General features: G+C 70.7%; 18 protein-coding genes and 1 tRNA gene. 8 read left to right on the top strand and 11 right to left on the bottom strand.

The window, feature by feature from the left end; translation table 11 throughout:
* Nucleotides 1-68: 68 nt before the first annotated feature.
* The 3 genes from KF737_RS03920 (at nucleotide 69) to KF737_RS03910 (ending at nucleotide 3,043) form a co-directional block, all read left to right on the top strand.
* On the top strand, nucleotides 69-1,076 hold the full coding sequence (locus KF737_RS03920; protein WP_296450555.1) for a ligase-associated DNA damage response exonuclease: 1,008 nt from the start codon (nucleotides 69-71) through the stop codon (nucleotides 1,074-1,076).
* A 100-nt stretch (nucleotides 1,077-1,176) separates the two neighbouring features.
* Nucleotides 1,177-1,374, top strand: coding sequence for a hypothetical protein (locus KF737_RS03915; protein ID WP_296450553.1), 198 nt, complete (start codon nucleotides 1,177-1,179; stop codon nucleotides 1,372-1,374).
* A gap of 46 nt (nucleotides 1,375-1,420) precedes the next feature.
* Entirely contained in the window at nucleotides 1,421-3,043 is a 1,623-nt protein-coding gene (locus KF737_RS03910) for a cisplatin damage response ATP-dependent DNA ligase (RefSeq protein WP_296450551.1), read from the top strand.
* Between the two features lie 51 nt (nucleotides 3,044-3,094).
* On the opposite strand, the gene lptB is transcribed toward KF737_RS03910, so the two are convergent.
* The 5 genes from lptB to KF737_RS03885 all read right to left on the bottom strand — a co-directional run bounded on the left by lptB (nucleotide 3,095) and on the right by KF737_RS03885 (nucleotide 5,909).
* Nucleotides 3,095-3,820 carry an LPS export ABC transporter ATP-binding protein gene (gene lptB / locus KF737_RS03905; RefSeq protein ID WP_296450827.1) on the bottom strand — a complete coding sequence of 242 codons (726 nt, stop codon included), beginning with the start codon at nucleotides 3,818-3,820 and terminating at the stop codon, nucleotides 3,095-3,097.
* 68 nt (nucleotides 3,821-3,888) lie between these two features.
* Nucleotides 3,889-4,455, bottom strand: a complete 567-nt coding sequence (locus KF737_RS03900; RefSeq protein WP_296450548.1) for an LptA/OstA family protein — start codon at nucleotides 4,453-4,455, stop codon at nucleotides 3,889-3,891.
* Between the two features lie 8 nt (nucleotides 4,456-4,463).
* Nucleotides 4,464-5,102, bottom strand: a complete 639-nt coding sequence (gene lptC, locus KF737_RS03895; RefSeq protein ID WP_296450546.1) for an LPS export ABC transporter periplasmic protein LptC — start codon at nucleotides 5,100-5,102, stop codon at nucleotides 4,464-4,466.
* Nucleotides 5,103-5,114: 12 nt separating this feature from the next.
* On the bottom strand, nucleotides 5,115-5,747 hold the full coding sequence (locus KF737_RS03890) for a ribonuclease D (RefSeq protein ID WP_296450545.1): 633 nt from the start codon (nucleotides 5,745-5,747) through the stop codon (nucleotides 5,115-5,117).
* 75 nt (nucleotides 5,748-5,822) lie between these two features.
* A tRNA-Leu gene (locus KF737_RS03885) sits at nucleotides 5,823-5,909 on the bottom strand.
* A gap of 123 nt (nucleotides 5,910-6,032) precedes the next feature.
* Between KF737_RS03885 and KF737_RS03880 the strand changes: the two genes are divergently transcribed.
* A complete protein-coding gene (locus KF737_RS03880) occupies nucleotides 6,033-7,004 on the top strand; it encodes a complex I NDUFA9 subunit family protein (RefSeq protein ID WP_296450542.1) in 972 nt (323 codons plus the stop codon).
* Between the two features lie 28 nt (nucleotides 7,005-7,032).
* Here the strand turns inward: KF737_RS03880 and KF737_RS03875 are convergent, their stop codons facing one another.
* Nucleotides 7,033-7,833: an undecaprenyl-diphosphate phosphatase gene (locus KF737_RS03875; protein WP_296450825.1), complete on the bottom strand. Its 801-nt coding sequence runs from the start codon at nucleotides 7,831-7,833 to the stop codon at nucleotides 7,033-7,035.
* Between the two features lie 186 nt (nucleotides 7,834-8,019).
* Here KF737_RS03875 and KF737_RS03870 point away from each other — a divergent pair, with 186 nt between their 5' ends.
* Both KF737_RS03870 and gltB read left to right on the top strand, forming a co-directional pair.
* Nucleotides 8,020-9,465, top strand: coding sequence for an NAD(P)-dependent oxidoreductase (locus tag KF737_RS03870; RefSeq protein WP_296450540.1), 1,446 nt, complete (start codon nucleotides 8,020-8,022; stop codon nucleotides 9,463-9,465).
* Between the two features lie 125 nt (nucleotides 9,466-9,590).
* Complete coding sequence (gltB, locus tag KF737_RS03865) at nucleotides 9,591-14,177, top strand: glutamate synthase large subunit (protein ID WP_296450538.1); 4,587 nt, start codon at nucleotides 9,591-9,593, stop codon at nucleotides 14,175-14,177.
* A gap of 96 nt (nucleotides 14,178-14,273) precedes the next feature.
* Here the strand turns inward: gltB and zapE are convergent, their stop codons facing one another.
* The 4 genes from zapE to KF737_RS03845 form a co-directional block, all read right to left on the bottom strand.
* Nucleotides 14,274-15,395, bottom strand: a complete 1,122-nt coding sequence (gene zapE, locus KF737_RS03860; RefSeq protein WP_296450537.1) for a cell division protein ZapE — start codon at nucleotides 15,393-15,395, stop codon at nucleotides 14,274-14,276.
* Nucleotides 15,396-15,738: 343 nt separating this feature from the next.
* Nucleotides 15,739-17,235, bottom strand: coding sequence for a CoA-acylating methylmalonate-semialdehyde dehydrogenase (locus KF737_RS03855; RefSeq protein WP_296450536.1), 1,497 nt, complete (start codon nucleotides 17,233-17,235; stop codon nucleotides 15,739-15,741).
* A gap of 47 nt (nucleotides 17,236-17,282) precedes the next feature.
* Nucleotides 17,283-18,494 (bottom strand): DUF2920 family protein, encoded by a 1,212-nt coding sequence (locus tag KF737_RS03850; protein WP_296450535.1) that lies wholly within the window; start codon nucleotides 18,492-18,494, stop codon nucleotides 17,283-17,285.
* Between the two features lie 65 nt (nucleotides 18,495-18,559).
* On the bottom strand, nucleotides 18,560-19,693 hold the full coding sequence (locus KF737_RS03845; RefSeq protein ID WP_296450534.1) for a hypothetical protein: 1,134 nt from the start codon (nucleotides 19,691-19,693) through the stop codon (nucleotides 18,560-18,562).
* Between the two features lie 142 nt (nucleotides 19,694-19,835).
* On the opposite strand from KF737_RS03845, the gene KF737_RS03840 reads away from it, so the two are divergent.
* Together KF737_RS03840 and KF737_RS03835 are read left to right on the top strand one after the other, a co-directional pair.
* On the top strand, nucleotides 19,836-20,879 hold the full coding sequence (locus KF737_RS03840; RefSeq protein ID WP_296450533.1) for an HWE histidine kinase domain-containing protein: 1,044 nt from the start codon (nucleotides 19,836-19,838) through the stop codon (nucleotides 20,877-20,879).
* A 233-nt stretch (nucleotides 20,880-21,112) separates the two neighbouring features.
* Nucleotides 21,113-21,688 (top strand): VOC family protein, encoded by a 576-nt coding sequence (locus tag KF737_RS03835; RefSeq protein WP_296450532.1) that lies wholly within the window; start codon nucleotides 21,113-21,115, stop codon nucleotides 21,686-21,688.
* A 109-nt stretch (nucleotides 21,689-21,797) separates the two neighbouring features.
* Here the strand turns inward: KF737_RS03835 and KF737_RS03830 are convergent, their stop codons facing one another.
* Nucleotides 21,798-23,237 carry an MFS transporter gene (locus tag KF737_RS03830; protein WP_296450531.1) on the bottom strand — a complete coding sequence of 480 codons (1,440 nt, stop codon included), beginning with the start codon at nucleotides 23,235-23,237 and terminating at the stop codon, nucleotides 21,798-21,800.
* Between the last annotated feature and the right edge of the window lie 113 nt (nucleotides 23,238-23,350).

The following is a 23,350-nucleotide window of genomic DNA, read 5'->3' as shown; positions in this document are numbered from 1 at the left end:
GATCGTCGGAGTCAATCCAAAGCCGCGATCTGGGCGGAGCCTTCCCTCGGCGCCTACATTCCATCCTGATGATCCGCCCGCAGGACCTGCTCTGTCCGAAGCCCGAGGGCCTCTACTGCGCCCCCGGCGACTTCTACATCGACCCTGTCCGTCCGGTGGACCGGGCGGTGATCACCCACGGCCACGCCGACCACGCCCGCGCCGGCCACTACAACGTGGTGGCGACGCCGCAGACGCTCGACATCATGGGCGAGCGCTACGGCCGCGATTTCGCCCATACGCCGCAGGCCGCGCCCTACGGCGAGACGGTCAGCCGCAATGGGGTGGAGGTGACGCTGGTCCCGGCCGGCCACGTGCTGGGCTCGGCGCAGGCGGTGGTGCGGTGGAAAGGCCTGACCATGGTGGTCTCGGGCGACTACAAGCGAAGGCGCGATCCCACCTGCCCGCCGTTCGAGCCCGTGCCGTGCGACGTTTTCATCAGCGAGGCGACGTTCGGCCTGCCGGTCTTCCGCCATCCCGACGACAAGGCCGAGATCGCGCGGCTGCTGCGCTCGGTGGCCCAGTTCCCGGAGCGCAGCCACATCATAGGCGCCTATGCTCTGGGCAAGGCCCAGCGGATCATCCGCCTGCTGCGCGAGGCGGGCTGGGACCGGACGATCTACGTCCACGGCGCGCTCGAGCGGCTGAACGCCCTCTACCGGAAGCACGGCGTCGACCTCGGCCCGCTGGCGCCGGCCACCACGGCGAAGAAGGCGGAGTTCGCCGGCCAGATCATCATCGCCCCGCCGTCGGCCCTGCAGGACCGCTGGAGCCGCCGCTTCCCCGAGCCGGTCGCCGCCTTCGCCTCGGGCTGGATGCAGATCCGCGCTCGCGCCCGCCAGCGCGGCGTCGAGCTGCCGCTGGTCATTTCCGACCACGCCGACTGGGACGAGCTCACCGCCACCGTGGACGAACTGCGCCCCGGCGAGCTCTGGATCACCCACGGCCGCGAGGAGGCGCTCGCCCGCTGGGCGACCCTGCACGACATCCCCGCCCGAGCGCTCGCCCTTGTGGGCTACGAGGACGACGACGGCTGAACGGAAGCCGGGCCGATCCTCCCCGGCGTCTGCACAGGTCGATCACGAACGCGTGATCATCGGGCGTCATCGTCACCTCGCGCCATCAAGGAGGTGATCCATGCGCAAGACCCTGATCCTCGTCGCCGCGGTCCTGACCGCCGGTTCGCTCGCCGCCTGCAAGCCGTTCTGGCAGAAGGACCCGCCGCCGGACTCCACCGCGACGGCCACCGAGCCGACGGTCGCCGAGGCCCCGGCGCCGGCCGAGCCGGCCGTCGCGGCGACCCCGGGCAAGGCCGAGGCTCCCGCAGTCAAGTAGCGTCCATTTGGAACCCGGCCCGCGTGATCCTAGCTTTGCCGGGACCATGCGGGCCTTCGCCGAACTCCTCGACCGGCTGTCTCTGACGCCGTCGCGCAACGCCAAGCTGACCCTGGTGCGCGACTACCTGCGCGACACCCCCGACCCGGACCGCGGCTGGGCGCTGGCGGCGCTCACCGGCGACCTGGCGTTCGATGCGGCCAAGCCGGCCTTCATCCGCAAGGCCGTCGAGGCGCGGATGGACCCGCAGCTCTTCTGGTGGTCGTACGACTACGTGGGCGACCTGGCCGAGGCGGTGTCGCTGGTCTGGCCCGCACGGCCAGGCGCCAACCGCGAGCCGCAACTGTCCGAAGTGATCGACGGCCTGCGCAGCGCTTCGCGCGCCGAGGCGCAGCGGCGCATCGAGGCCTGGCTCGACGCCCTGCCCGAGCCGCGCGAGCGGTGGGCTTTGCTGAAGCTGATGACCGGCGCGCTGCGCGTCGGCCTCACCGCCCGCCTGGCCAAGCGCGCGGCCGCTGAGATGGGCGGCGTCGACCCAGCCGAGATCGAGGAGCTGTGGCATGCGCTGAAGCCGCCCTACGAGGACCTGTTCGCCTGGCTGGAAGGGCGGTCCGGGAAGCCCACGTCCGAGCATCCGGCGCGGTTCCGGCCGGTGATGCTGGCCCAGGCGATCGACGAGGCCGTGGATTTCGCCAGGCTCGACCCCGCCGACTATGCCGCCGAGTGGAAGTGGGACGGCATCCGCGTGCAGGCCGCCCACGAGGGCCGCGAGCGACGGCTTTACACCCGCACCGGCGACGACATCAGCCGCACCTTCCCCGACATCCTCGACGCCCTGGACGACGAGGGCGTCATCGACGGCGAGCTGCTGGTGATCCGCGACGGCAGGGTCGCCCCCTTCGCCGACCTGCAGCAGCGGCTGAACCGCAAGACCGTCGACGCCAGGCTGATGGCGCAGTTCCCCGCCGCGATCCGCGCCTACGACATCCTCCAGGTCGGCGCGGAGGACACGCGGCCCCTGCCGTTCGCCGAACGGCGCAAGCGGCTGGAGGCGTTCGTGGCGCGGCAGGCGAGCCCCCGCATCGACCTGTCGCCCGTGCAGCCGTTTGCGACCTGGGCCGAACTCACCGGCCTGCGCGCCGCGCCGCCGCCGGGCGACCCGCAGATCGCCGAAGGGCTGATGCTGAAGCGGTGGGACTCGGATTACGTCGCCGGCCGCCCGAAGGGGCCATGGTTCAAGTGGAAGCGCGACCCGTTCCTGGTCGACGCGGTGCTGATGTACGCCCAGCGCGGGCACGGCAAGCGGTCCAGCTACTACTCCGACTACACCTTCGGGGTGTGGGCGCAGGACGACGCCGGCCATCGCATCCTGACGCCCGTCGGCAAGGCCTACTTCGGCTTCACCGACGAGGAGCTGCTGCGGATCGACAGGTTCGTGCGCGACAACACCGTCGAACGCTTCGGCCCGGTGCGCAGCGTCCGCGCCGAGCCGCACCACGGCCTGGTCTTCGAGGTCGCCTTCGAGGGCCTTCAGCGCTCCACGCGCCACAAGTCCGGCGTCGCCATGCGCTTCCCCCGCATCAGCCGCATCCGCTGGGACAAGCCCCCAGGCGAGGCCGACGGGATCGACGCCCTGGAGCGCCTGCTCCGGCAGATGGAGCAGCGCTGATCAGTCCCTTCTGTCGCGAAAGGGACGGGGCAGATGCACCCAGCCCGCCCGCTAGCTGAACCGGTCGCCCAGATACACCCGCCGCACTTCCGGATCGTCGACGATCTCGTCGGGGGAGCCTTCGAACAGCACCTCGCCCGCGTGGATGATCGAGGCGCGGTCGATGATGTCCAGGGTCTCGCGGACGTTGTGGTCGGTGATCAGGATGCCGATGCCGCGCTGCTTGAGGTAGCTGATCACCTCGCGGATGTCGGCGATGGCCAGGGGATCGATGCCGGCGAAGGGTTCGTCCAGCAGCATGAACGACGGCTCGGACGCCAGCGCGCGGGCGATCTCGACGCGGCGGCGCTCGCCGCCCGAGAGGCTGACGGCGGGCGAGTTGCGCAGGTGCTCGATGTGCAGTTCGTTGAGCAGCGCGGTCACCGTCTCGCGGGCCTTCCGGGCGTCGCGCTGGCGCAGCTCGACCACGGCCATCACGTTTTCCCACACGCTCATGCCGCGGAAGATCGAGGTCTCCTGCGGCAGGTAGCCCACGCCCATGCGGGCGCGCTGGTACATCGGCTGGGCGGTGATGTTCTCGCCGTCGAGGTAGATGGCGCCGTAGTCGGCCGGGATCAGGCCGGTGATCATGTAGAAGGTGGTGGTCTTGCCGGCGCCGTTGGGGCCGAGGAGCCCCGCCACCTCGCCGCGGGCGAGGCGCAGGGAGACCCCCTTCACCACCGCACGCCCGCGGAACGACTTGCCCACGTTGTCGACCACCAGCCCCTCGGTGGGGATGGCGCCGCCGCGGGCGCCGGCCGCGGACCCGCGCGCGGCCTTGTCCGCCCTGGTCGTCGTCGGCGCGTTCACTTGGACGCGGTCTCCTGCTTCTTCGACGGATAGAAGACGCCGCGCGGGCGGCCCTTGGCGTTGGGACCGGAGGCGGCGCCGACCATGTGGCCCTCGCCGGTCTTGGTGTTGAACACCATGCGCGAGCCGCGCATCACGTTCTGGCCCTGCACGGCCACCACGTCGCCGGTGAGCGTGACGGTCTCGTTCTGGGCGTCGTAGACGCCGGCGTCGCCGCGCACCCGCTGGTCCTTGGTGGTGACGTAGTAGACGTTGCCCTGGGCGTCGATCTTGATCAGGTCGCCGCAGGCGCCCGTGCCCGTGGCGCCGCCGCCGGCCTTGGGGGCCATGGTGGCGCGGATCGTGTCGGCCCGCAGACGCGAGGAGCCCTGCAGCGCCTCGGCCTTGCCGCGCCAGGTGGAGACGCAGGCCTTGTTCTGCACCTCCAGCTCGTCGGCGGTGATGTCGATCGGCTTGCCGTCGCTGTCGGGGCCCAGGCCCTGGGCGTGCGCCAGGGCCGGGGCGGCCAGGGGCGCGCCGAGCACGGCGAGGCCGAGGAACAGTGCGGAGGTGGACGCCTTCATGATGGCCCTTACTTCTTGCCTTCCAGGCGCGTCTTCACGCCGCCCTTGAAGACCATGGTCTCGCCTTTGCCGTACACGCCATAGGACTCTGCGCGGATTTCTCCAAGGCCCCCGGCCCCCTGAATGGGGCCTGAACCGATGACCTCGCCGGTCTTGGTGTCGAACAGCGACGAGGCGGTGTTGAAGGCGTTCTTGGCGTCCTCCATCCGCACCCCGTTGGACAGCTCCAGCTTGCCGCTCTGCTCGTGGAAGACGCCGTCGGCGCCGTTGATGCGCATCTGCTCGGGGCCGTTCTCGTCGAGGACGAGGGCGGGCTTCTTCAGGATGACGCGGCTGTAGTCGAGGCGGTCGCGGATGGCGCTGTCGGCGGTGAGCACGAAGGCCCGGCCCTTGTCGTCGCGGCCGACGAAGCGTGGGTTCACCAGGCGGATCGGCTCGTCGCCGCCGCGGGCGGTCTTGGGCTGGGCGTTGAAGGTGGACCAGGCGACGCTGCCCACCAGGCCCGCGAAGATCAGCGCGATGAGCGCCGGGAGCGCGATCCTGAGCGTGCGGATCAGGCGCGAGCGCCGGCGCCAGCGCTCGAAGTCGGCGCGCCTCTGCTCGGGAAAGGGCGGTTCAGGAAGCGAGCTGTCGGTGGCCGCGGTCATCGGGAGGGATACCTAGGCGTGGGCGAAGATGTCGGCGTCTTCCCACCCGGCCACGTCGAGCATGGCGCGATGCGGGAGGAACTCGAAGCAGGCCCTGGCGAGGTGGTCGCGCCGCTCGCGCACCAGCATCTCGTCGAGCCTGGCCCGGAGCGCATGGAGATGGAGCACGTCGGAGGCGGCGTAGGCCACCTGGTCCTCACTGAGCCTGGCCTGGCCCCAGTCGCTGGACTGCTGGGCCTTCGACATCTCGACGCCGAGCAGCTCGCGCGAGACGTCCTTCAGCCCGTGCCGGTCGGTGTAGGTCCGGGCGAGCTTGGAGGCGATCTTGGTGCAGTAGACGGGCGCGGTCACGACCCCCAGATGCAGCCAGAACATGGCGATATCGAAGCGGCCGAAGTGGAAGATCTTCGTCACCGCGGGATCGGCCAGCAGCCGCTTCAGGTTCGGGCAGTCGTAGGTGTCGCGGTCGAGCTGCACCACGTGGGCGTCGCCGTTCCCGTCCGAGAGCTGCACGACGCAGAGGGGGTCCCGCCCGAGCCGCAGGCCCATGGTCTCGGAGTCGATCGCCACCGCCGTCGCGCCCGCAAGCACGCCGTCCGGCAGGTCGCCCTGATGCACGAATGTCCGATGACCAGAGGTCGCCACTTCGCCTCGACTCCGACGTATCTGCCCCGGTTTATCTTAGGGGTGGCGCCCAGGAAAGGCGCCGGAGATCACCGATGGTGCCCAGGAAAGGACTCGAACCTTCACGGCCGTTAAGCCACTGGCACCTGAAGCCAGCGCGTCTACCAATTCCGCCACCTGGGCCCCGTCCGTCGGATCGGGAGGCGGCTACATATGGCAAGGGTGGGACCGGGTCAACGGCCCGGTTCGCGCGCGAGATTGCGCCCAGGATTTGCGGGAGATCGCCGCATCGTCTAATCGGCGGCCATGCAGAACCTCGTCACCGTGTTCGGCGGCTCCGGATTCGTCGGCTCCCAGGCCGTCCGCTACCTCGCCAAGGCCGGCTGGCGCGTGCGGGTCGCGGTCCGCAACCCCAGCCTCGCCCACAAGATGCGCCTGCTGGGCGACGTGGGGCAGGTGGACGTGGTCCAGGCCAACGTCCGCGACCTGCCGTCGCTGGAGCGGGCGCTGGCCGGGGCGACGGCGGCGCTGAACCTCGTGGGCGTGCTGCGCGAGACCGGCCGCCAGGGCTTCCAGGCGGTCCACGTGAAGGGCGCCCAGAACGTCGCGGTCGCCGCCAGGGCCCAGGGCGTGGCGCGCGTGGTCCACGTCTCGGCGCTCGGGGCGGACGAGCGGTCGGCCTCGAAGTACGCCCGCACCAAGGCCGAGGGTGAGGCCGCCGTGCGCGCGGTCTGCCCCGACGCGGCGATCGTGCGGCCGGGCGTGGTGTTCGGCGTCGGCGACCGGTTCTTCAACAAGTTCGCCTCGCTGGCCCAGTTCGCGCCGGCGCTGCCGCTGATCGGCGGCGGCCACACCCGCTTCCAGCCCGTGTTCGTGGGCGACGTGGGCCGGGCGCTGGCGCAGATCGTCGTGGATCCGGCCTCGGCCGGCCAGACCTTCGAGCTGGCCGGCCCGGCGACCTACAGTTTCCGCGAGCTGATGGAGCTGATGCTGGCCGAGACGCAGCAGCGCCGCCTGCTGGTCCCCGTGCCTTGGCCCGCGGCGCGCGTCCTGGGCGGCCTCTTCGACCTGGGCGCGGCCCTGGTCCCGCCGCCCGTCACCGCCGACCAGGTGGAGGCGCTGCGCACCGACAACGTGGCCAGCGGCCGGTATCCCGGCCTCGCCGACCTCGGCGTCACGCCGTCGACGCTCGAGGCGGTCCTGCCCACCTACCTCTACCGCTACCGCAAGGGCGGGCAGTACGCGGACCAGGAGCAACGGGCGCTGGCTGGACTCTGACGCCGGATCGGGGCGCGAACGAAGGCCCCTAGGCGAAGGTCAGCAGCGCCAGGCCGATCCCGCCGATGGCGATGCGCAGCCAGCCGAAGGGCGCGAGCCCGCGGCTGGTGACCACCGCCAGCATGGTGCGGATCACCACGATCGCCACCAGGAAGGCCACGACGAAGCCGATGGCGATCAGCGGCAGGGTGTCGCCCGTGAGCTGGTCGCGGCTGGACCAGGCGTCGAGCACGAAGGCGCCCAGCATCGTCGGGATCGCCAGGAAGAAGGTGAACTCCGCGGCGGCCCGCTTCTCCACCCCGAACAGCATGCCTCCGACGATCGTGGCGCCCGAACGCGAGACGCCGGGCATCATCGCCAGCACCTGGAAGAGGCCGATGGCGAGCGCCTTGGTGAGCGGCAGCTTGAACGGGTCGTGCGCGGTGGGCCGCGGCGCCATGCGGTCGATGAACAGCAGCACGATCCCGCCCAGGATCAGCGAGATGCACTGCACCTGCGGCGTCTCGAACAGCACCGACTTGATGAAGTCGTGCAGCAGCAGGCCCAGCACGACCGAGGGAATGAAGGCGACGATCACCGTGAGCGCGAACTTGCGCGCCGCCGGGTCGCTGGGCAGCGAGATCACCTGCTTCCAGAGCTTGCCGAAGTAGAGGACGACGACCGCCAGGATCGCGCCCAACTGGATCATGACGGCGAAGGTGTCCCAGAAGCCGTCGGGCAGGCCCATGGCCTTCTTGGCCAGCAGCATCATGCCGGTGGACGAGACCGGGATGAACTCCGTCAGGCCCTCGATGACGCCGAGGATGACCGCATAGACCCAGTCCGGCAGCACGAGGTTCAACTCCGATTTGAAGAGGGGCGACCATAGGGCCCGAATCTGATGATCTCAAAATTGGACTATAATGACAGTTCCGGAGCGCGTAGAGAGCGCCGACCGTCCGACTGGACTCTCAGATAGTCCTATAATTTTCCCATAGGCTTTGCGGCCGCCCGTCCCGCGTCTAGAGGGCGCGGCATGGCCGAGCGCATGCTGAAGTTCACCGTCACGCCGCGCACCCCGCCCGAGAAGCGCGGGGTGGAGACGCGCGCGCAGGATTTCCACGAGATCTACCGCGACTTCATCGACCAGAAGGCCCGCGAACAGGCCTCGCGGTGCAGCCAGTGCGGCGTGCCGTTCTGTCAGACCCATTGCCCGCTGCACAACAACATCCCCGACTGGCTGCGGATGACGGCCGAGGGACGGCTGGAAGAGGCCTACCAGCTCAGCCAGGCCACCAACCCGATGCCGGAGGTCTGCGGCCGCATCTGCCCGCAGGACCGGCTGTGCGAAGGCAACTGCGTCATCGAGCAGTCCGGCCACGGCACGGTCACCATCGGCGCGGTCGAGCGCTACCTGACCGACAAGGCGTGGGCCGAGGGCTGGGTGAGGCCGGTCGCGGTGGGCGCGGACCGCGGCCAGTCGGTGGGCATCGTGGGCGCGGGCCCGGCGGGCCTCGCCGCGGCCGAGCGGCTGCGCGAACTGGGCTACGGCGTCACCGTCTACGACCGCCACGACCGGCCGGGCGGCCTGCTGGTCTACGGCATCCCCAGCTTCAAGCTGGAGAAGGACGTGGTCGAGCGGCGGACGCGGCGGCTGGCCGAGGGCGGCGTCGACTATGTGCTGAACTTCGAGGTCGGCCGCGACGCGACGCTGGCCGGCCTGCGCGGGAAGCACGCCGCCGTCTTCGTCGCCACCGGCGTCTACCGGGCGCGCGACATTGCCGCGCCGGGGGCAGGCTCCGAAGGGGTCGTGCCGGCGCTCGACTACCTGATCGCGTCCAACCGCAGGGGCCTGGGCGAGGCCGCGCCCGATTTCGACTCCGGCCGGCTGGACGCCGCCGGCAAGGCGGTCGTCGTCGTGGGGGGCGGCGACACCGCGATGGACTGCGTGCGCACCGCCATCCGCCAGGGCGCGGCCTCGGTCACCTGCCTCTACCGCCGCGACCGGGCGAACATGCCGGGCTCGGACCGCGAGGTGGGCCACGCGATCGAGGAGGGCGTGGTGTTCGAGTGGCTGGCGGCGCCGAAGGCCGTCACCGGCGAGGCGCTGAGGGCCGCCGGCGTCGTGGCCGCGCGCATGCGCCTGGGCCCGCCCGACGCCTCGGGCCGGCAGTCGCCGGAGGAGATCGAGGGCGCCGACTTCGACTTGCAGGCCGATCTCGTCATCAAGGCGCTGGGCTTCGACCCTGAGGACCTGCCCGCCGCCTTCGCCGCGCCGGACCTCGCGGTCACCCGCTGGGGCACGCTGAAAGCCGATCTGCGCACCCAGATGACCTCAATCCCCGGCGTCTTCGCCGGCGGCGACGTGGTGCGCGGCGCGAGCCTGGTCGTCTGGGCCATCCGCGACGGCCGCGACGCCGCCGAAGCCATCCACCGCTACCTGGCCGCCCACGCGGCCGGGGCGCAGATCGCCGCGGAGTGACCATGCAAAGCCCCGCTCACCCCCAGAACTCGTCATCCCCCGGCTTGTCCGGGGGACCCATTGGGCTCGGCGACGAAGGTTTGCCGCAGCGGCGCGGCCTCGCGCTCTCGCACACTCACAGCCCAATGGGTGGCCCGGACAAGCCGGGCCATGACGTTCAAGAGGAGGGGTGGGCGGCGCGTTACGAACGCGACCGCGAGCGGCTCATCGCGGCGAACGGCTACGACATCACCGCCCAGCACGACGCGTGCGGCGTGGGCCTGGTCTGCGCCATCGACGGCAAGCCGCGGCGCGAAGTGGTAGAGCTGGCGATCCGGGCGCTGAAGGCCGTCTGGCACCGCGGCGCCGTCGACGCCGATGGCAAGACCGGCGACGGCGCGGGCGTGCTCGTCTCGGTCCCGCAGGACTTCTTCGCCGCCCACGTGGAGCGGATCGGCCACGTCGTGCGGCCGGGCCCGATCGCGGTGGGCCAGGTCTTCCTGCCGCGCACCGACCTCGCCGCCCAGGAGGCGGCACGGACCATCGTGGAGAGCGAGGCGCTGCGCTTCGGCTTCTACATCTACGGCTGGCGGCAGGTGCCGACCGACACCTCGGTGATCGGCGAGAAGGCCAACGCCACGCGCCCCGAGATCGAGCAGATCATGCTCTCGCCCCCGCCCGGCATGGAGGGCGAGGACCTGGAGCGCGCGCTGTTCCTCTGCCGCAAGCGGATCGAGCGCCGGATCGCGGCGGCCAGCATCCAGCACTTCTACGTCTGCTCCCTGTCGGCCCGGGCGCTGATCTACAAGGGCATGTTCCTCGCCCAGCACATCGACGCCTTCTACCCGGACCTCACCGACCCGCGCTTCCAGTCGGCGGTGGCCGTGTTCCACCAGCGCTACTCGACCAACACCTTCCCGGAATGGCGGCTGGCCCAGCCGTTCCGGATGCTGGCCCACAACGGCGAGATCAACACGCTGAAGGGCAACGTGAACTGGATGAAGAGCCACGAGATCCGCATGGCGGCCGGGGCCTTCGGCGACTACCAGGACGACATCAAGCCGGTGATCCAGCCCGGCGGCTCGGACTCATCGGCGCTCGACAACACCTTCGAGGTGCTGGTCCGCGCTGGCCGCGACGCGCCCATGGCCAAGGCGCTGCTGATCCCCGAGGCGTGGGCGGCCCGCGCCGACGGGCAGATCAAGGAGAGCCACAAAGCGCTCTACGCCTACTGCAATTCGGTGATGGAGCCGTGGGACGGCCCGGCCGCGGTGTGCGCCAGCGACGGCCGCTGGGTGATCGCCGGCAAGGACCGCAACGGGCTGCGGCCCCTGCGCGTCGCCGAGACCTCGGACGGCCTGCTGATCGTGGGCTCGGAGGCCGGCATGTGCCGCGTCGACGAGAGCCGCATCGTGCGCAAGGCCCACATCGAGCCCGGCCGCATGCTGGCCGTCGATCTCGCCGAGGGGCGCCTCTACGACGAGGAGGAGACGCTCGACCGGCTGGCCGCGCTGCACCCCTACGACCGCTGGCTCGGCAACATCGTCGACCTGGAGACCCGCATCGGCCCCGGCGCCGAGCCCCGCGTCTACGGCCGCGAGGAACTGGTGCGCCGGCAAGCCGCCGCGGGCCTGACGCTGGAGGACCTGGAACTGATCCTGGCCCCCATGGTCGAGGACGCGAAGGAGGCGGTGGGCTCGATGGGCGACGACGCGCCGCTGGCCGTCCTGTCCGAGGGCTATCGTCCGCTCAGCCACTTCTTCCGGCAGAACTTCAGCCAGGTGACCAACCCGCCGATCGACTCGCTGCGCGAGACGGCGGTGATGAGCCTGAAGACCCGGTTCAAGAACCTCGGCAACATCCTGGCCGAAAGCGAGGCGCAGACCGACGTCTTCGTCATGGACAGCCCGGTGCTGACCACCGGCATGTACGAGCGCGTCGTGGGCGAGATCGGCGAGAAGAGCGTCGCGCGCATCGACTGCACCCTGCCGATCCCGGCGGCGGACGCGCGGCCCGGCGACGCGCTCAGGGCCAACCTCGACCGCATCCGCGCCGAGGCCGAGGAGGCCGCGCTCAGCGGCCGCTCGACCATCGTGCTCACCGACGAGGGCTCGGGGCCGGACCGCGTCGCCCTGCCGATGATCCTGGCGACCGGCGGCGTACATTCCTGGCTCGTGGCCAAGGGGCTGCGCTCCTACGTCTCGATCATCGTCCGCTCGGCCGAGTGCCTGGACACCCACGCCTTCGCGGTGCTGGTCGGCGTCGGCGCGACGGCGGTGAACGCCTACCTGGCGCAGGAGAGCTTCCTCGACCGCCAGGCGCGCGGCCTCACCGGCGACCTGTCGCTGCGCGACCTCTGCGTGAACCACAAGACCGCGATCGAGGGCGGGCTGCTGAAGATCATCTCCAAGATGGGGATCAGCGTGATCTCCTCGTACCGCGGCGGCTACAACTTCGAGGCCGTCGGGCTGTCGCGGAGCCTCGTGGCCGAGTTCTTCCCCGGCATGCCCTCGCGCATCTCCGGCATCGGCCTGGCGGGCCTGGAGGCCAAGGCGGTCGAGCTGCACCGCAAGGCCTGGGACCCGGCGGCGATCAGCCTGCCGGTGGGCGGCTTCTACAAGGCCCGCCGCTCGGGCGAGGCGCACGCCTTCGAGGCGCGGATGATCCACGTCCTGCAACAGGCCTGCGACCGGGGCGACTACGGCCTCTACAAGCGCTTCTCCGAAGGCATGGCGAAGATGCCGATGATCCAGTTGCGCGACCTGCTGGACATCCGCCCGGACACCCGGGATGGGGCCAGGCCCGTGGCGATCGACGAGGTCGAGAGCGTCAACGAGATCCGCAAGCGCTTCCTGACCCCGGGCATGAGCCTGGGCGCCCTCAGCCCCGAGGCGCACGGCGCGCTCAACATCGCCATGAACCGGATCGGCGCCAAGAGCGTCTCCGGCGAGGGCGGCGAGGACCGCGCGCGCTACAAGCCCCTGCCCAACGGCGACAACCCAAACTCGGCGGTGAAGCAGATCGCCTCGGGCCGGTTCGGGGTCACCGCCGAATACCTGAACCAGTGCCGCGAGATCGAGATCAAGGTCAGCCAGGGCGCCAAGCCCGGCGAGGGCGGCCAGCTCCCCGGCTTCAAGGTGACCGAGCTGATCGCCAGGCTGCGCCACGCCACCCCCGGCGTGATGCTGATCAGCCCGCCGCCGCACCACGACATCTATTCGATCGAGGACCTCGCCCAGCTCATCTACGACCTGAAGCAGATCAACCCGGACGCCCGGGTCACCGTGAAGCTGGTGGCCATGACCGGCATCGGCGCGATCGCCGCCGGTGTGGCCAAGGCCAAGGCCGACACCATCCTGATCTCAGGCAACGTCGGCGGCACGGGCGCCAGCCCGCAGACCTCGATCAAGTACGCCGGCGGCCCGTGGGAGATGGGCCTCTCGGAAGCCCACCAGGTGCTGACGCTGAACAACCTGCGCCACTCTGTGCGCCTGCGGACCGACGGCGGCATCCGCACCGGCCGCGACGTGGTGATCGCCGCCATGCTGGGCGCCGAGGAGTACGGCATCGGCACGGCCAGCCTGATCGCCATGGGCTGCATCATGGTGCGCCAGTGCCACTCCAACACCTGCCCGGTGGGCGTCTGCACCCAGGACGAGGCGCTGCGGGCGAAGTTCACCGGGACGCCGGACAAGGTGGTGAACCTCTTCACCTTCATCGCCGAGGAGGTGCGCGAGATCCTGGCGCGCCTGGGCCTGCGCTCGCTCGAGGACGCGGTGGGCCGCACCGACCTCCTGATGCAGGTGAGCCGCGGCGGCGAGCACCTGGACGACCTCGACCTCAACCCCCTGCTGGTGAAGGCGGACCCCGGGCTGAACAAGCCCTACTGCACCGTCGCGGGCCGCAACGAGGTGCCCGATACGCTCGACGCCCAGATCGTGCGCGACGCCGCGCCCATGCTGGAACGCGGCGAGAAGATGCAGCTCACCTACACGGTGCAGAACACGGCCCGCGCCATCGGCACGCGGACCAGCTCCCACATCGTGCGCAGGTTCGGGATGGAGGGTCTGCCGCCCGGCCACCTGACCGTGCAGCTCAAGGGCTCGGCCGGGCAGAGCCTGGGCGCCTTCGCGGTCCAGGGGCTGCGCCTGGAGGTGACCGGCGAGGCCAACGACTACGTCGGCAAGGGCCTCTCGGGCGCGACCATCGTGATCCGCCCGACGCCGGGGCTCGCGCATCCGCACCGGCAGGCGATCCTCGGCAACACCGTGCTCTATGGCGCCACGTCCGGGCGGCTGTTCGCGGCGGGCCTGGCGGGCGAGCGGTTCGGCGTGCGCAACTCGGGCGCCGTCACCGTCATCGAGGGCTGCGGCGCGAACGGGCTCGAATACATGACCGGCGGGACGGCCGTGATCCTGGGGCCGGTCGGCTTCAACTTCGCCGCCGGCATGACGGGCGGCATGGCTTTCGTGCTGGACGCCGAGGGGACCTTCCGGCGCCAGCTCAACGCCGACAGCGTGGTGCCCTGCCGCGTCGCCGGCGCCCACTGGCAGGGCGTGCTGAAGGGCCTCGTCGAGGAGCACGAGCGCGAGACCGGCTCGGCGCTGGCCGCCGACCTCCTGCGCAACTGGGACCTCGCCGTCGGCCGGTTCTGGCAGGTCTGCCCGAAGGAGATGATCAGCCGCATCGACCACCCGTTGCAGGCCGAGGAAGCGGCGCACGAGCGCGCGTGACGAAGGCGCGAGCGCGCCGCAGGCGCCCTGTCTGACCGCAGAGATCGCAGAGGTTTTCGCAGGCGATGGCCCTGCCCCGATGGGGAGGAACTGTCGCTACCGGTCCTCCAGCCAGCTTTCGGAGCGCATCTCCTGGAGGCGGGAGGCGGTGCGTTCGAATTCGAAGCTGCCGTCGCCGGCGGGGTAGAGGTCGACGGGTTCGGCCTCGGCCAGGACCACCAGCCGCGTCTTCGCCTCGTAGAGCTCGTCGATCAGGATCACCAGGCGCCGGGCCTCCTCGCGGTTGGCCGGCCCCATCTTCGGCAGGCCCTCCAGGAAGATCGTATGGAACCGCGCGGCGACGGCCACATAGTCGTTCGGCCCGAGCGCCGTCTTGCACAGGCTGTCGAAGGTGGCGCGCAACAGGCCGCCGGCGGCGCGCGGGAAGCGGAGCTTGCGGCCCAGCACCTCGACGGTCTCGCCGTCCTCGTCCTCGGGGCCGAGCATCTCGGTCCACAGCGCGTCGAAGGCCGCGACCTGGGCCGGGTCCTGCGACGAGAACCAGGCGCCGGCGGCGCGCAGGCGGTCGAGTCGGTAGTCGTGCGGCCCGGCGATGACGACCACCTCGGCCTTGGACTTCAGGAGCTCGATGAAGGGCAGGAAGAGCTGGCGGTTGATGCCGTTCAGGTAGAGGTCGTCCGGCAGGCGGTTGGAGGTGGCGACCAGCACGACGCCGTGGGCGAAGAGGGCGTCGAACAGCCGGCCCAGGATCATCGCGTCGGCGATGTCGGTGACCTGGAACTCGTCGAAGCAGAGCAGGCGCGCCTGGCTGGCGATCAGGTCGGCGACAGGCGGGATCGGGTCGTCCCCCCTGTGCTGGCCGAACCGCCTGCGCCGCGCGTCCTTGTCGCCCTTGCGCCAGGCGTCGATCAGCCGGTGGACCTCGCCCATGAAGACGTGGAAGTGGGTGCGCCGCTTCTTGAAGCCGGCGGCCGTCTCGTAGAACAGGTCCATCAGCAGCGTCTTGCCGCGGCCGACGGGGCCGATCAGGTAGACGCCCCGCGGCGGCTCGTAGTGGCGCTTGCGCAGCATGGCCAGGATGCCGCCCTCGGGCTCGTCGTCGGCGAGATCGGTCTCGAGGCGGACGAGGGGCGAAAGCGCCGCCGCCTGGGCCGGGTCGGGCCGGATCGACCCATCGCGGATCTTCGCCTCATAGGCGGCTTGCAGGGCGGACGCCATCGCCCCCGCCTAGCCGCCGTCGCCCGGGAGCGCAAGGAACGCCAGGCCGCGGCGCGAGGTTGTCGAGGCGAAAGGAGCCCCCATGGCCGATCCGGAAGACCGCCGCGATGCCGGAGGCTCCGGCCCAAGGCTGAGGAGAGGCCGCCGCCGCGGGGGCGACGGCGGCCCCGGACCGCCGCGTCGGGCCAGGATGGGCTGGCCGGTCGGGTAAGCGCGGCGGCCCTTCAGCCCCAGCACCCCTTTGCGAGGATGAGGCTACGGCCGGGCCGCCGGCCGCGGTATCGGGCGAAGGTCCTAGGACGAAAGTCGTAGGGACTCGCGTGTGGTGCGGTGCGCCCCGCGGCTATTGCATCGTCGGGATGACGAAGGCGGAGTCCTCGACGGCGCCTTCGGGCCAGCGGGCGGTGATGGTCTTCACCTTGGTCCAGAAGCGGACGCCCTCCATGCCGTGCTGGTTGGCGTCGCCGAAGGCGCTGCGCTTCCAGCCGCCGAAGGTGTGGTAGGCCACCGGCACCGGGATCGGCACGTTGATGCCCACCATGCCGACGTTGACGCGGGACGCGAACTCGCGCGCGGCGCGGCCGTTGCGGGTGAAGATGGCGACGCCGTTGCCGTACTGGTGGCTGGAGGGCAGGGCGAGGGCTTCCTCGAAGCTCTCGGCGCGGACGATCTGCAGGACGGGGCCGAAGATCTCCTCCTGGTAGGTCTTCATGGTGGGCTTGACGTTGTCGAACAGGCTCGGGCCCAGGAAGTAGCCGTTCTCGTAGCCCTGCAGCTTGAAGCCGCGGCCGTCGACCACCAGTTCGGCGCCCTCGTCGACGCCCTGCTGGATGTAGCCCTCGATCTTGGCCTTGTGGGCGGCCGAGACCACCGGGCCGTACTGGGCGGCCGCATCGGTGGAGATGCCGACCTTGAGCGTGTCGAGCTCGGCCAGCACGCGCTCGCGCACCTCGTCGGCGGTCTTCCTGCCCACGGGCACCACCACCGGCAGCGCCATGCAGCGCTCGCCCGCCGAGCCGTAGGCCGCGCCCATGATGTCCTTCACCGCCTGGCCGAGGTCGGCGTCGGGCAGGATCAGGCCGTGGTTCTTGGCGCCGCCCATGGCCTGGACGCGCTTACCGGCCGCCGTGCCGCGGCTGTAGACATAGTGGGCGATGTCGGAGCTGCCGACGAAGCTCACCGCCTTGATGTCCGGATGGTCGAGGATGGCGTCGACGGCGGTCTTGTCGCCGTGGATCACGTTCAGCACGCCCGAGGGCGCGCCGGCCTCCATCATCAGCTCGGCCAGGCGGAGCGGGACCGTCGGGTCCTTCTCCGAAGGCTTCAGGATGAAGGTGTTGCCGACCGCGATGGAGACCCCAAACATCCACATCGGGATCATGCCGGGGAAGTTGAACGGCGTGATGCCCGCGCCCACGCCCAGGGGCTGGCGCATGGAATAGACGTCGATGCCGGGGCCGGCGCCTTCGGTGTACTCGCCCTTCAGCGCATGCGGGATGCCGCAGGCGAACTCGATGACCTCCAGGCCGCGCTGGATGTCGCCCTTGGAGTCGGCGATGACCTTGCCGTGCTCGCTGGACAGGATCTCGGCCAGCTCGTCCATGCGGGCCTCGACCAGCCGCTTGAACTCGAACATCACGCGCGCCCGCCGCTGCGGGTTGACCAGCGCCCAGGTCTGCTGCGCGCGCAGCGCCGACTGGACGGCCCGGTCCACCTCGGCCTCGGTGGCGAACGGGACGCGCGCCTGCACCTCGCCCGTGTTGGGGTTCATGACGTCGCCGAAGCGGCCCGAAGCGCCCGCGTACGCGGCGCCGTCGATGAAGTGGGGGATGTCTCGCATGGGCCGCGTTTTACGGCGGCGCGCGCCGCTAGCCTAGAGGGCGCCCGTCACGCGGCTGCCGCCGGGTGAGCGAGGGCGGGCGCCTCGTCGTCTTCGAAGAGGTCATAGACCTCGCAGGTCACGTAGGGCGCGGCGGCGCTGTGACGGAAGCGGTAGCCGCGGTCGACGCAGGCGTATTCGACGACGGCGCCCCGGTTCGCGTCGACCGGGACCTCGCGCGGGACGACCCGGCCGATGTAGCGGTCGAAGAGGCCCTTCAGCGAGGCGTCGAGGCCGTGGGTCACCGCCTTGAACACCTTGCCGTCGATCTGCTCCGGCCCGACGAGCGAAAGCTCGCTGCGGAACCCGGCGCGGGCCAGGGCCGCCTGCTGGCGCCTCTTCGCGACGGGCGGCGAGATGGGGTCGACGGCGGCGTTGACCATGAAATACTGCGTGCCCGCGTCGGCGGCGCTCGCGCGCATGGCGGCCAGGTGCGGCGGGTAGCGCAGGTCGCGGATCAGGTCGCGGTCGCGGTCGTAGAAGTTGGGCGCATGGCGGTCCGAGACGGTCCAGGCGCTCCTGACCCGGGCATGCACGCTGAGGCCTTCGAAGCCGACCGTGTATTCGGGGGCGTCCCCGATCGCCAGGTAGTTCATCGGCGGCTGCGCATAGGACGAATTGTCGATGACGGCGGCCAGCGTGGACGGCGCGAACTTGGCGATCATGTGGGCGATATAGCCGCCGTGCGACGACCCCAGCACCACGATCCGCCGCGTGTCGAAGGGCGGCGCGTTCTCCAGCAGGTCGCCGATGACGGCCAGATGGTCGAGCGCCTGGATCACCCCGAAGTTCTGCGCCTCGCCATGGGGCGGATCGATCCAGACCCTCGGCGCGATGCCGACCTTCGCCGCGCCCAGCGCCCGGCAGACCTCGCCGAAGTCGGCGGGATTCCCGACCGGGGCCTTGGCGAGCCACGCGGCGCCCAGCAGGGCGGCATGGTCGGCCGGGTCGATCCGCACGGCCGCGCCGTTGGTGTGGCGCGCGTGGAAGGCGTGGTAGCGGACGCCGACCGCGCCCATGCCGGTCGTCTCGACGATGTGGCGGCGCAGGCCCCTGCTGTACGCGCCGTCGGTGTCGCCGCCGAAGCCCGCGATCACCAGGACGACGCCGGGCGCCTCGCCCTCCTGCGGCCAGGCGACGTCGTAGACCAGGGGGGCCGTGCGCGGCAGGCCGATCTCATAGTCGGGCGCGCCGTCGATCTCACGGGTGATCTCGATCATGGGAATCCTCGCCCGTCCGGCCCCGGAGGGTCGGCGAACGTGGTTAACCCTTCACGAAGAGGCCCTCAGGCCGCCGCCGCCGCCGCGGTCGCGGGCGGGGCCGCCTCTTCCTGGCCCAGGCCCGCGTCGAAGTCCTGCAGGATGTCGAGCAGCGTCCCGGCGTCGGCCACGAGGGTGCGGCCGTGCGGGAACTGGTAGCGCCAGTAGGTGGCGATATGGCTGATCAGGCCGCAGCCTTCGCCCAGCGTCAGGAACATGTCGGGCGACTTCAGCAGGAAGTCGCGGAAGCCCGAGGCGTTGCCGCTGGCGGTCAGCTCGGCGAACACGTCGTCGTAGATCTTGAGCTGGTTGCGCACGGTGCGGACCTGGCGCTCCAGCTTGGTGCGCAGGCGGATCTTGGTGTCCTCGATCTCGGCGCGGGTGGCGCTGTCGATGATGCCCATGACCTTGGCGCGCATCAGCTCGGCGAACACGTCCTTCACCTGGCTCCAGAGCGTGTTGAGCACCCACTTGTAGTAGAGGAAGCCCTTCCAGGCGAAGATCCCCTCCTGGTAGTTCTCCTTCTCCAGGCGCAGCGTCAGGCGCAGCGGCTCCAGCCGCTCGTCCGACTTCGAGACCAGCAGCGCCTCGACCAGGCGGTTGATGTTGCCTTCCAGCCCCTCGGCGTCGCGGTAGGCCAGCTCGATCAGCTTGGCGATCTCGCCGCCCACGAAGCGCTGCATGCGCGTCAGGTCCGGGCCGGAGATGTCGAAGTGGCTGGGGCTGATGGTGAAGCCGCGGCGCTTCAGGTGCTCGCGCAGCAGGAACGGGTCCAGCGACGGCAGCTCGTCGATCGCCTCCAGCACGGCGGCGTCGCGCTCGATGTCGCCCGCATCGCCGCGGAGCGCCTCGAAGGCCTCGCGCCAGCCCTTCTCGGCGACGAACACCGAGCGGCCGCCCAGGCCCAGGTCCTCGCGGGCGAACGGGATGATCAGCTTGGTGGCGCTGTAGCGGTGGTCGGTGAAGCCCTCGCGCTCGGCGGCGCGCAGGCGGTGGCGGACGATGACCGCGCCGTTCAGCGGATCGGCCATGAAGAACGGGTTGGCGGCATGGGCGGGATTGTCGGCGTTGCGGACCAGCAGCGCGGCCAGATTCAGCACGCGCGACGTCGACGCCGTCTTCTCCAGGCCCCGCAGACTGCGGAACGTCCGATCCTGCACGCCACCTACCCCCCGGCTTCGCGTAATGCGTTATCCTTGACGAGGCCGGTAAACTTTCTCCGAAGAGCGCTCGGCCGCGTCCCGGAGCCATTGACGGCCGACCCGGCTTACCGCCCATTGCCAACCCGATCTGGGAGGGCCGGTGATCCGCGATCTGGCCAAAGGTCTTGGACCGCACGTGGACGACGCCGCCTTCCGGGCCGCGTTCGAGGCCTCGCCGCGTCCGCTGCTGCTGGTCGCCGCCGACCCTCCGAAGTTCACCATGGTGGCGGTGAACGCCGCCCACGCCCGGGCCTTCCGCACCCAGGCGGCGGCGCTGCTGGGCCGCGGCGTGCTGGAGGTGTTCCCGAAGGGGCTCAGCCGCGAGGTGGACGCGTTCGTGGAGGCGATCCGCCAGTCCTTCGAGGCGGTGCTGGCCCAGCGCCAGGCGATCCCCATGGGCGTCCGCGCCTTCCCGATCCAGCGGGCCGACGGGGTGAGCGACGAGCGGTTCTGGTCGGCCGTGAACGCGCCGGTGTTCATGCCCGACGGGCGGCTCGGGTTCATCCTGAGCACCGTGCAGGACGTGACCGGCGAGGTGATGGAACGTCGAAGCGAGGAGGCCCGGCAGCTTCTGATGCGCGAGGTGGACCACCGCGCCCGCAACTCGCTGACGGTGGTGCAGTCGATCCTGCGGCTGACGTCGGCGCCGGACATCGACACCTATCGCCGGATCCTGACCGGGCGCGTGGAAGCGCTGGCGCGGGCGCAGACCTCGCTGGTCGCCCGCCGCTGGGAAGGCGCGGCGCTGGCCGAGGTGGTGGAGAGCGAACTGGCCGCGCTGGCCGAGCCCGGGCGCTTCACGGTCGAGGGGCCGCACGTGCTGCTGAGGGCCGGCCACGTGCAGAACATGAGCATGGCGCTGCACGAGCTGGCCACCAATGCGGCCAAGTACGGCGGGCTCTCGCGGGAGGGCGGCTGCGTGAGCGTCGGCTGGACGCGGCGCGGCGGCGAGCTGACGCTGACCTGGCGCGAGCAGGGCGGCCCGCCCGTGACGCCGCCGAGCCACGAGGGCTTCGGCTCGCGGCTCATCCGCCAGTTGGGTCGGCTGATGCAGGGCGACATCCGCTTCGACTGGCGCGAGGACGGGCTGCAGGCCGAGATGCGCCTGCGCCTCGACGCCCAGCAGGCGCCGCCGGACGCCTGAAAGCGCCAGGCCGGCGGCCAGGCCCAGCCCTGGCGCGGATCACGCCGCCGGCTTCGGGACTTCGACAAGTCGTGGCGCGCAGGATGTAGAGGTAGGGCCAGGACGGCGCGCTCGCGCGGGGACGCAAACGACAGTTGACGGGGCGCAAATTTTTCCTCCGTGGAGGCGGCTTTCGCCTTGGGTGTAGCCTTCGGCCCGAAGCCCGCCGGACGACCGGCGGAGGGAGGTTCCGAATGTCCGATGTCCCGACCCGCGGCCTGAGCCACGTCGCCCTCGTCTGTTCCGACATGTACGAGACGGTGAAGTTCTGGGAGGAGATCGGCATCCCGCTCGTGAAGATGGAAGAGCTGCCCGGCGGCGGCCAGCACAGCTTCCACGACATGGGCAACGGGGCGATGCTCTCGTACATGACGTTCGACGGCGCGCCGGCCTATGCGCCCGGCATCGCCTCGCAGCCGCTGGACGTCCGCAAGGACGGCGCGAAGACCGCCATCGCCTCGATGAACCACGTGGCGCTGGACGTCCCGGCCGAGCGCTTCGACGAGATCCTGGCCGCCATGCGCTCGCGCGGGATCACGGTGCGGACGATCAACCACGGCAGCCCGGACCCGTTCGGCGAGACGCCCGACGCCGACACCTGGATCCGCTCGATGTACTTCCGCGACCCGGACGGGATCGCCTTCGAGTTCGCCAGCCTGCTGCGCGAACTGGGCACGAAGGAAGACCTGGCTCCCGGCGTCAAGAACGCGAAGGGCGATCGCGTGGACTACACGCCGGTGCTCCTGCGCAAGACGGCCGACGCGGCCTGAGCCTGCGCCGGCCGCGCTCCGCCGTCAGCGCCGTCCTTGACCGCAGGGATCGCAGAGGTCTTCGCGGACTCCTTTGCGATCCCTGCGGTTCAATGGGACGCCGGCGCCCCTACGCCTCCCTCAGCGCCTCCAGGTTGGCGGCGTGGGAGTGGCGGTTGATGTTGTAGAAGGCCATGATGCTCATCGAGACCGTGTAGATCGCCACCAGCATCGGCAGGTACAGGGTGATCAGGGTCTGCAGCACCTCGGGCGAGACCTCGCCCTTCCTGGCGCCGATCGGGAAGTGGGCGGCCGAGAGCACCAGGCCCGCCAGCGCCGGCCCGCCCGCCGAGGCGATCTTCTTGAACAGGCTGTCGGCGGCGAACAGGAAGCCCTCGGACCGGCGGCCGGTCCTGACGGCGTTGTCCTCCACCACGTCGGCGATCATGGCGGAGATGCAGATGCCGGTGACGCTCCAGGAGACGAAGTTCACGAAGCGGCCGGCGGCCAGCAGGGAGAAGAGCGCCGGGTCGCCGTTGTCCGGCGCCAGGCCGAGCAGGCGCAGGATGAACGGGGTGAGCTCGCCCATCGCGCCCACGAAATAGCCGATGAGGGCGGCCTCCTTCTTGCCGATCCGCTTGGTGAGCTGCGGCGCGATGATCACGCCGGTGAGGCTGGCGGCCGCCGTCGTCGCAGCGAGCCCCGCGAGTTGCGCCTGGGTCAGCTCCCAGAAGAAGAGCGAGATGTAGATCGCCAGGCCCTGGGTGATCCCGGCGACCAGGTACACCAGCGCGCCCGAGCCCATGATGGTCAGGAAGGCGCGGTTCCTCAGCACCTCGAGGACCTGCTTCAGGTGGTCGGTGCGGGCCGCCGACTTCGCGCCGGCCTGGCGCAGCCACGGGATGAACCGGTGGGTGGCGACGGACGAGACCAGGATGGTGGTCAGGATCACCAGCGCGCCGGCGATCGAGTAGGAGAGATAACCGTCCTTCGCCAGGACGCCGCCCCCGCCGCCGGGCTGTTCCCTCATCGCCACCTGATAGGCGAAGACGGTCATGCCCATGCTGCCCAGGGTGCTCATCAGGACGCGCACCGCGACCACGACCGTGCGCCGGTCGTAGCCCTCGACCAGCTCGGGCATCAGGGCCGAGGACGGCAGCTCGAAGAAGGTGTCGAAGAGCCGGATCGTCAGCAGGCAGGCCATCATGTAGGCGAAGAGCTGCATGTGCTCGAGGCCGGTCGGCGGGTTCCAGATCAGGAAGAAGCAGATCGCGACCGGCGCGGCGGCCGCGTACATGAACGGATGCCGCCGGCCCCAGCGCGAGCGGGTGTTGTCCGAGAGCTGGCCCACCGCGGGGTCGATGAAGGCGTCGACGATCAGGGCGAAGCCGATGCCGAAGCCCACCAGGCTGGCCGGCAGGCCCATCACCTGGTTGTAGAAGATCATCAGGAAGGTCGCGAGGCCGCTCGACTTCACCGAGTTCGAGATCGATCCCAGGCCATAGAGGCCGATCGAGAGCCAGCCGAAGTGGGGGCGTTCGCCGGTCCCGGCGGTCTTTGAGGCGGTCATGACGCCTGGACCGTAGGGGCGGGCCTCGCGCCGGACCTACCGAATAAAGTTCAGCGGCCCGCAAACGAGATTTGCCGCCGCGAGCGCCCGAGCAGGGTCGCCGAGGAGTCGAA

It is taken from the genome of Phenylobacterium sp. (assembly GCF_019636135.1).
GTDB lineage: Bacteria > Pseudomonadota > Alphaproteobacteria > Caulobacterales > Caulobacteraceae > Phenylobacterium.
Note: the sequence above shows the minus strand (reverse complement) of the source record. Positions and strands in the feature narration are given on the sequence as shown.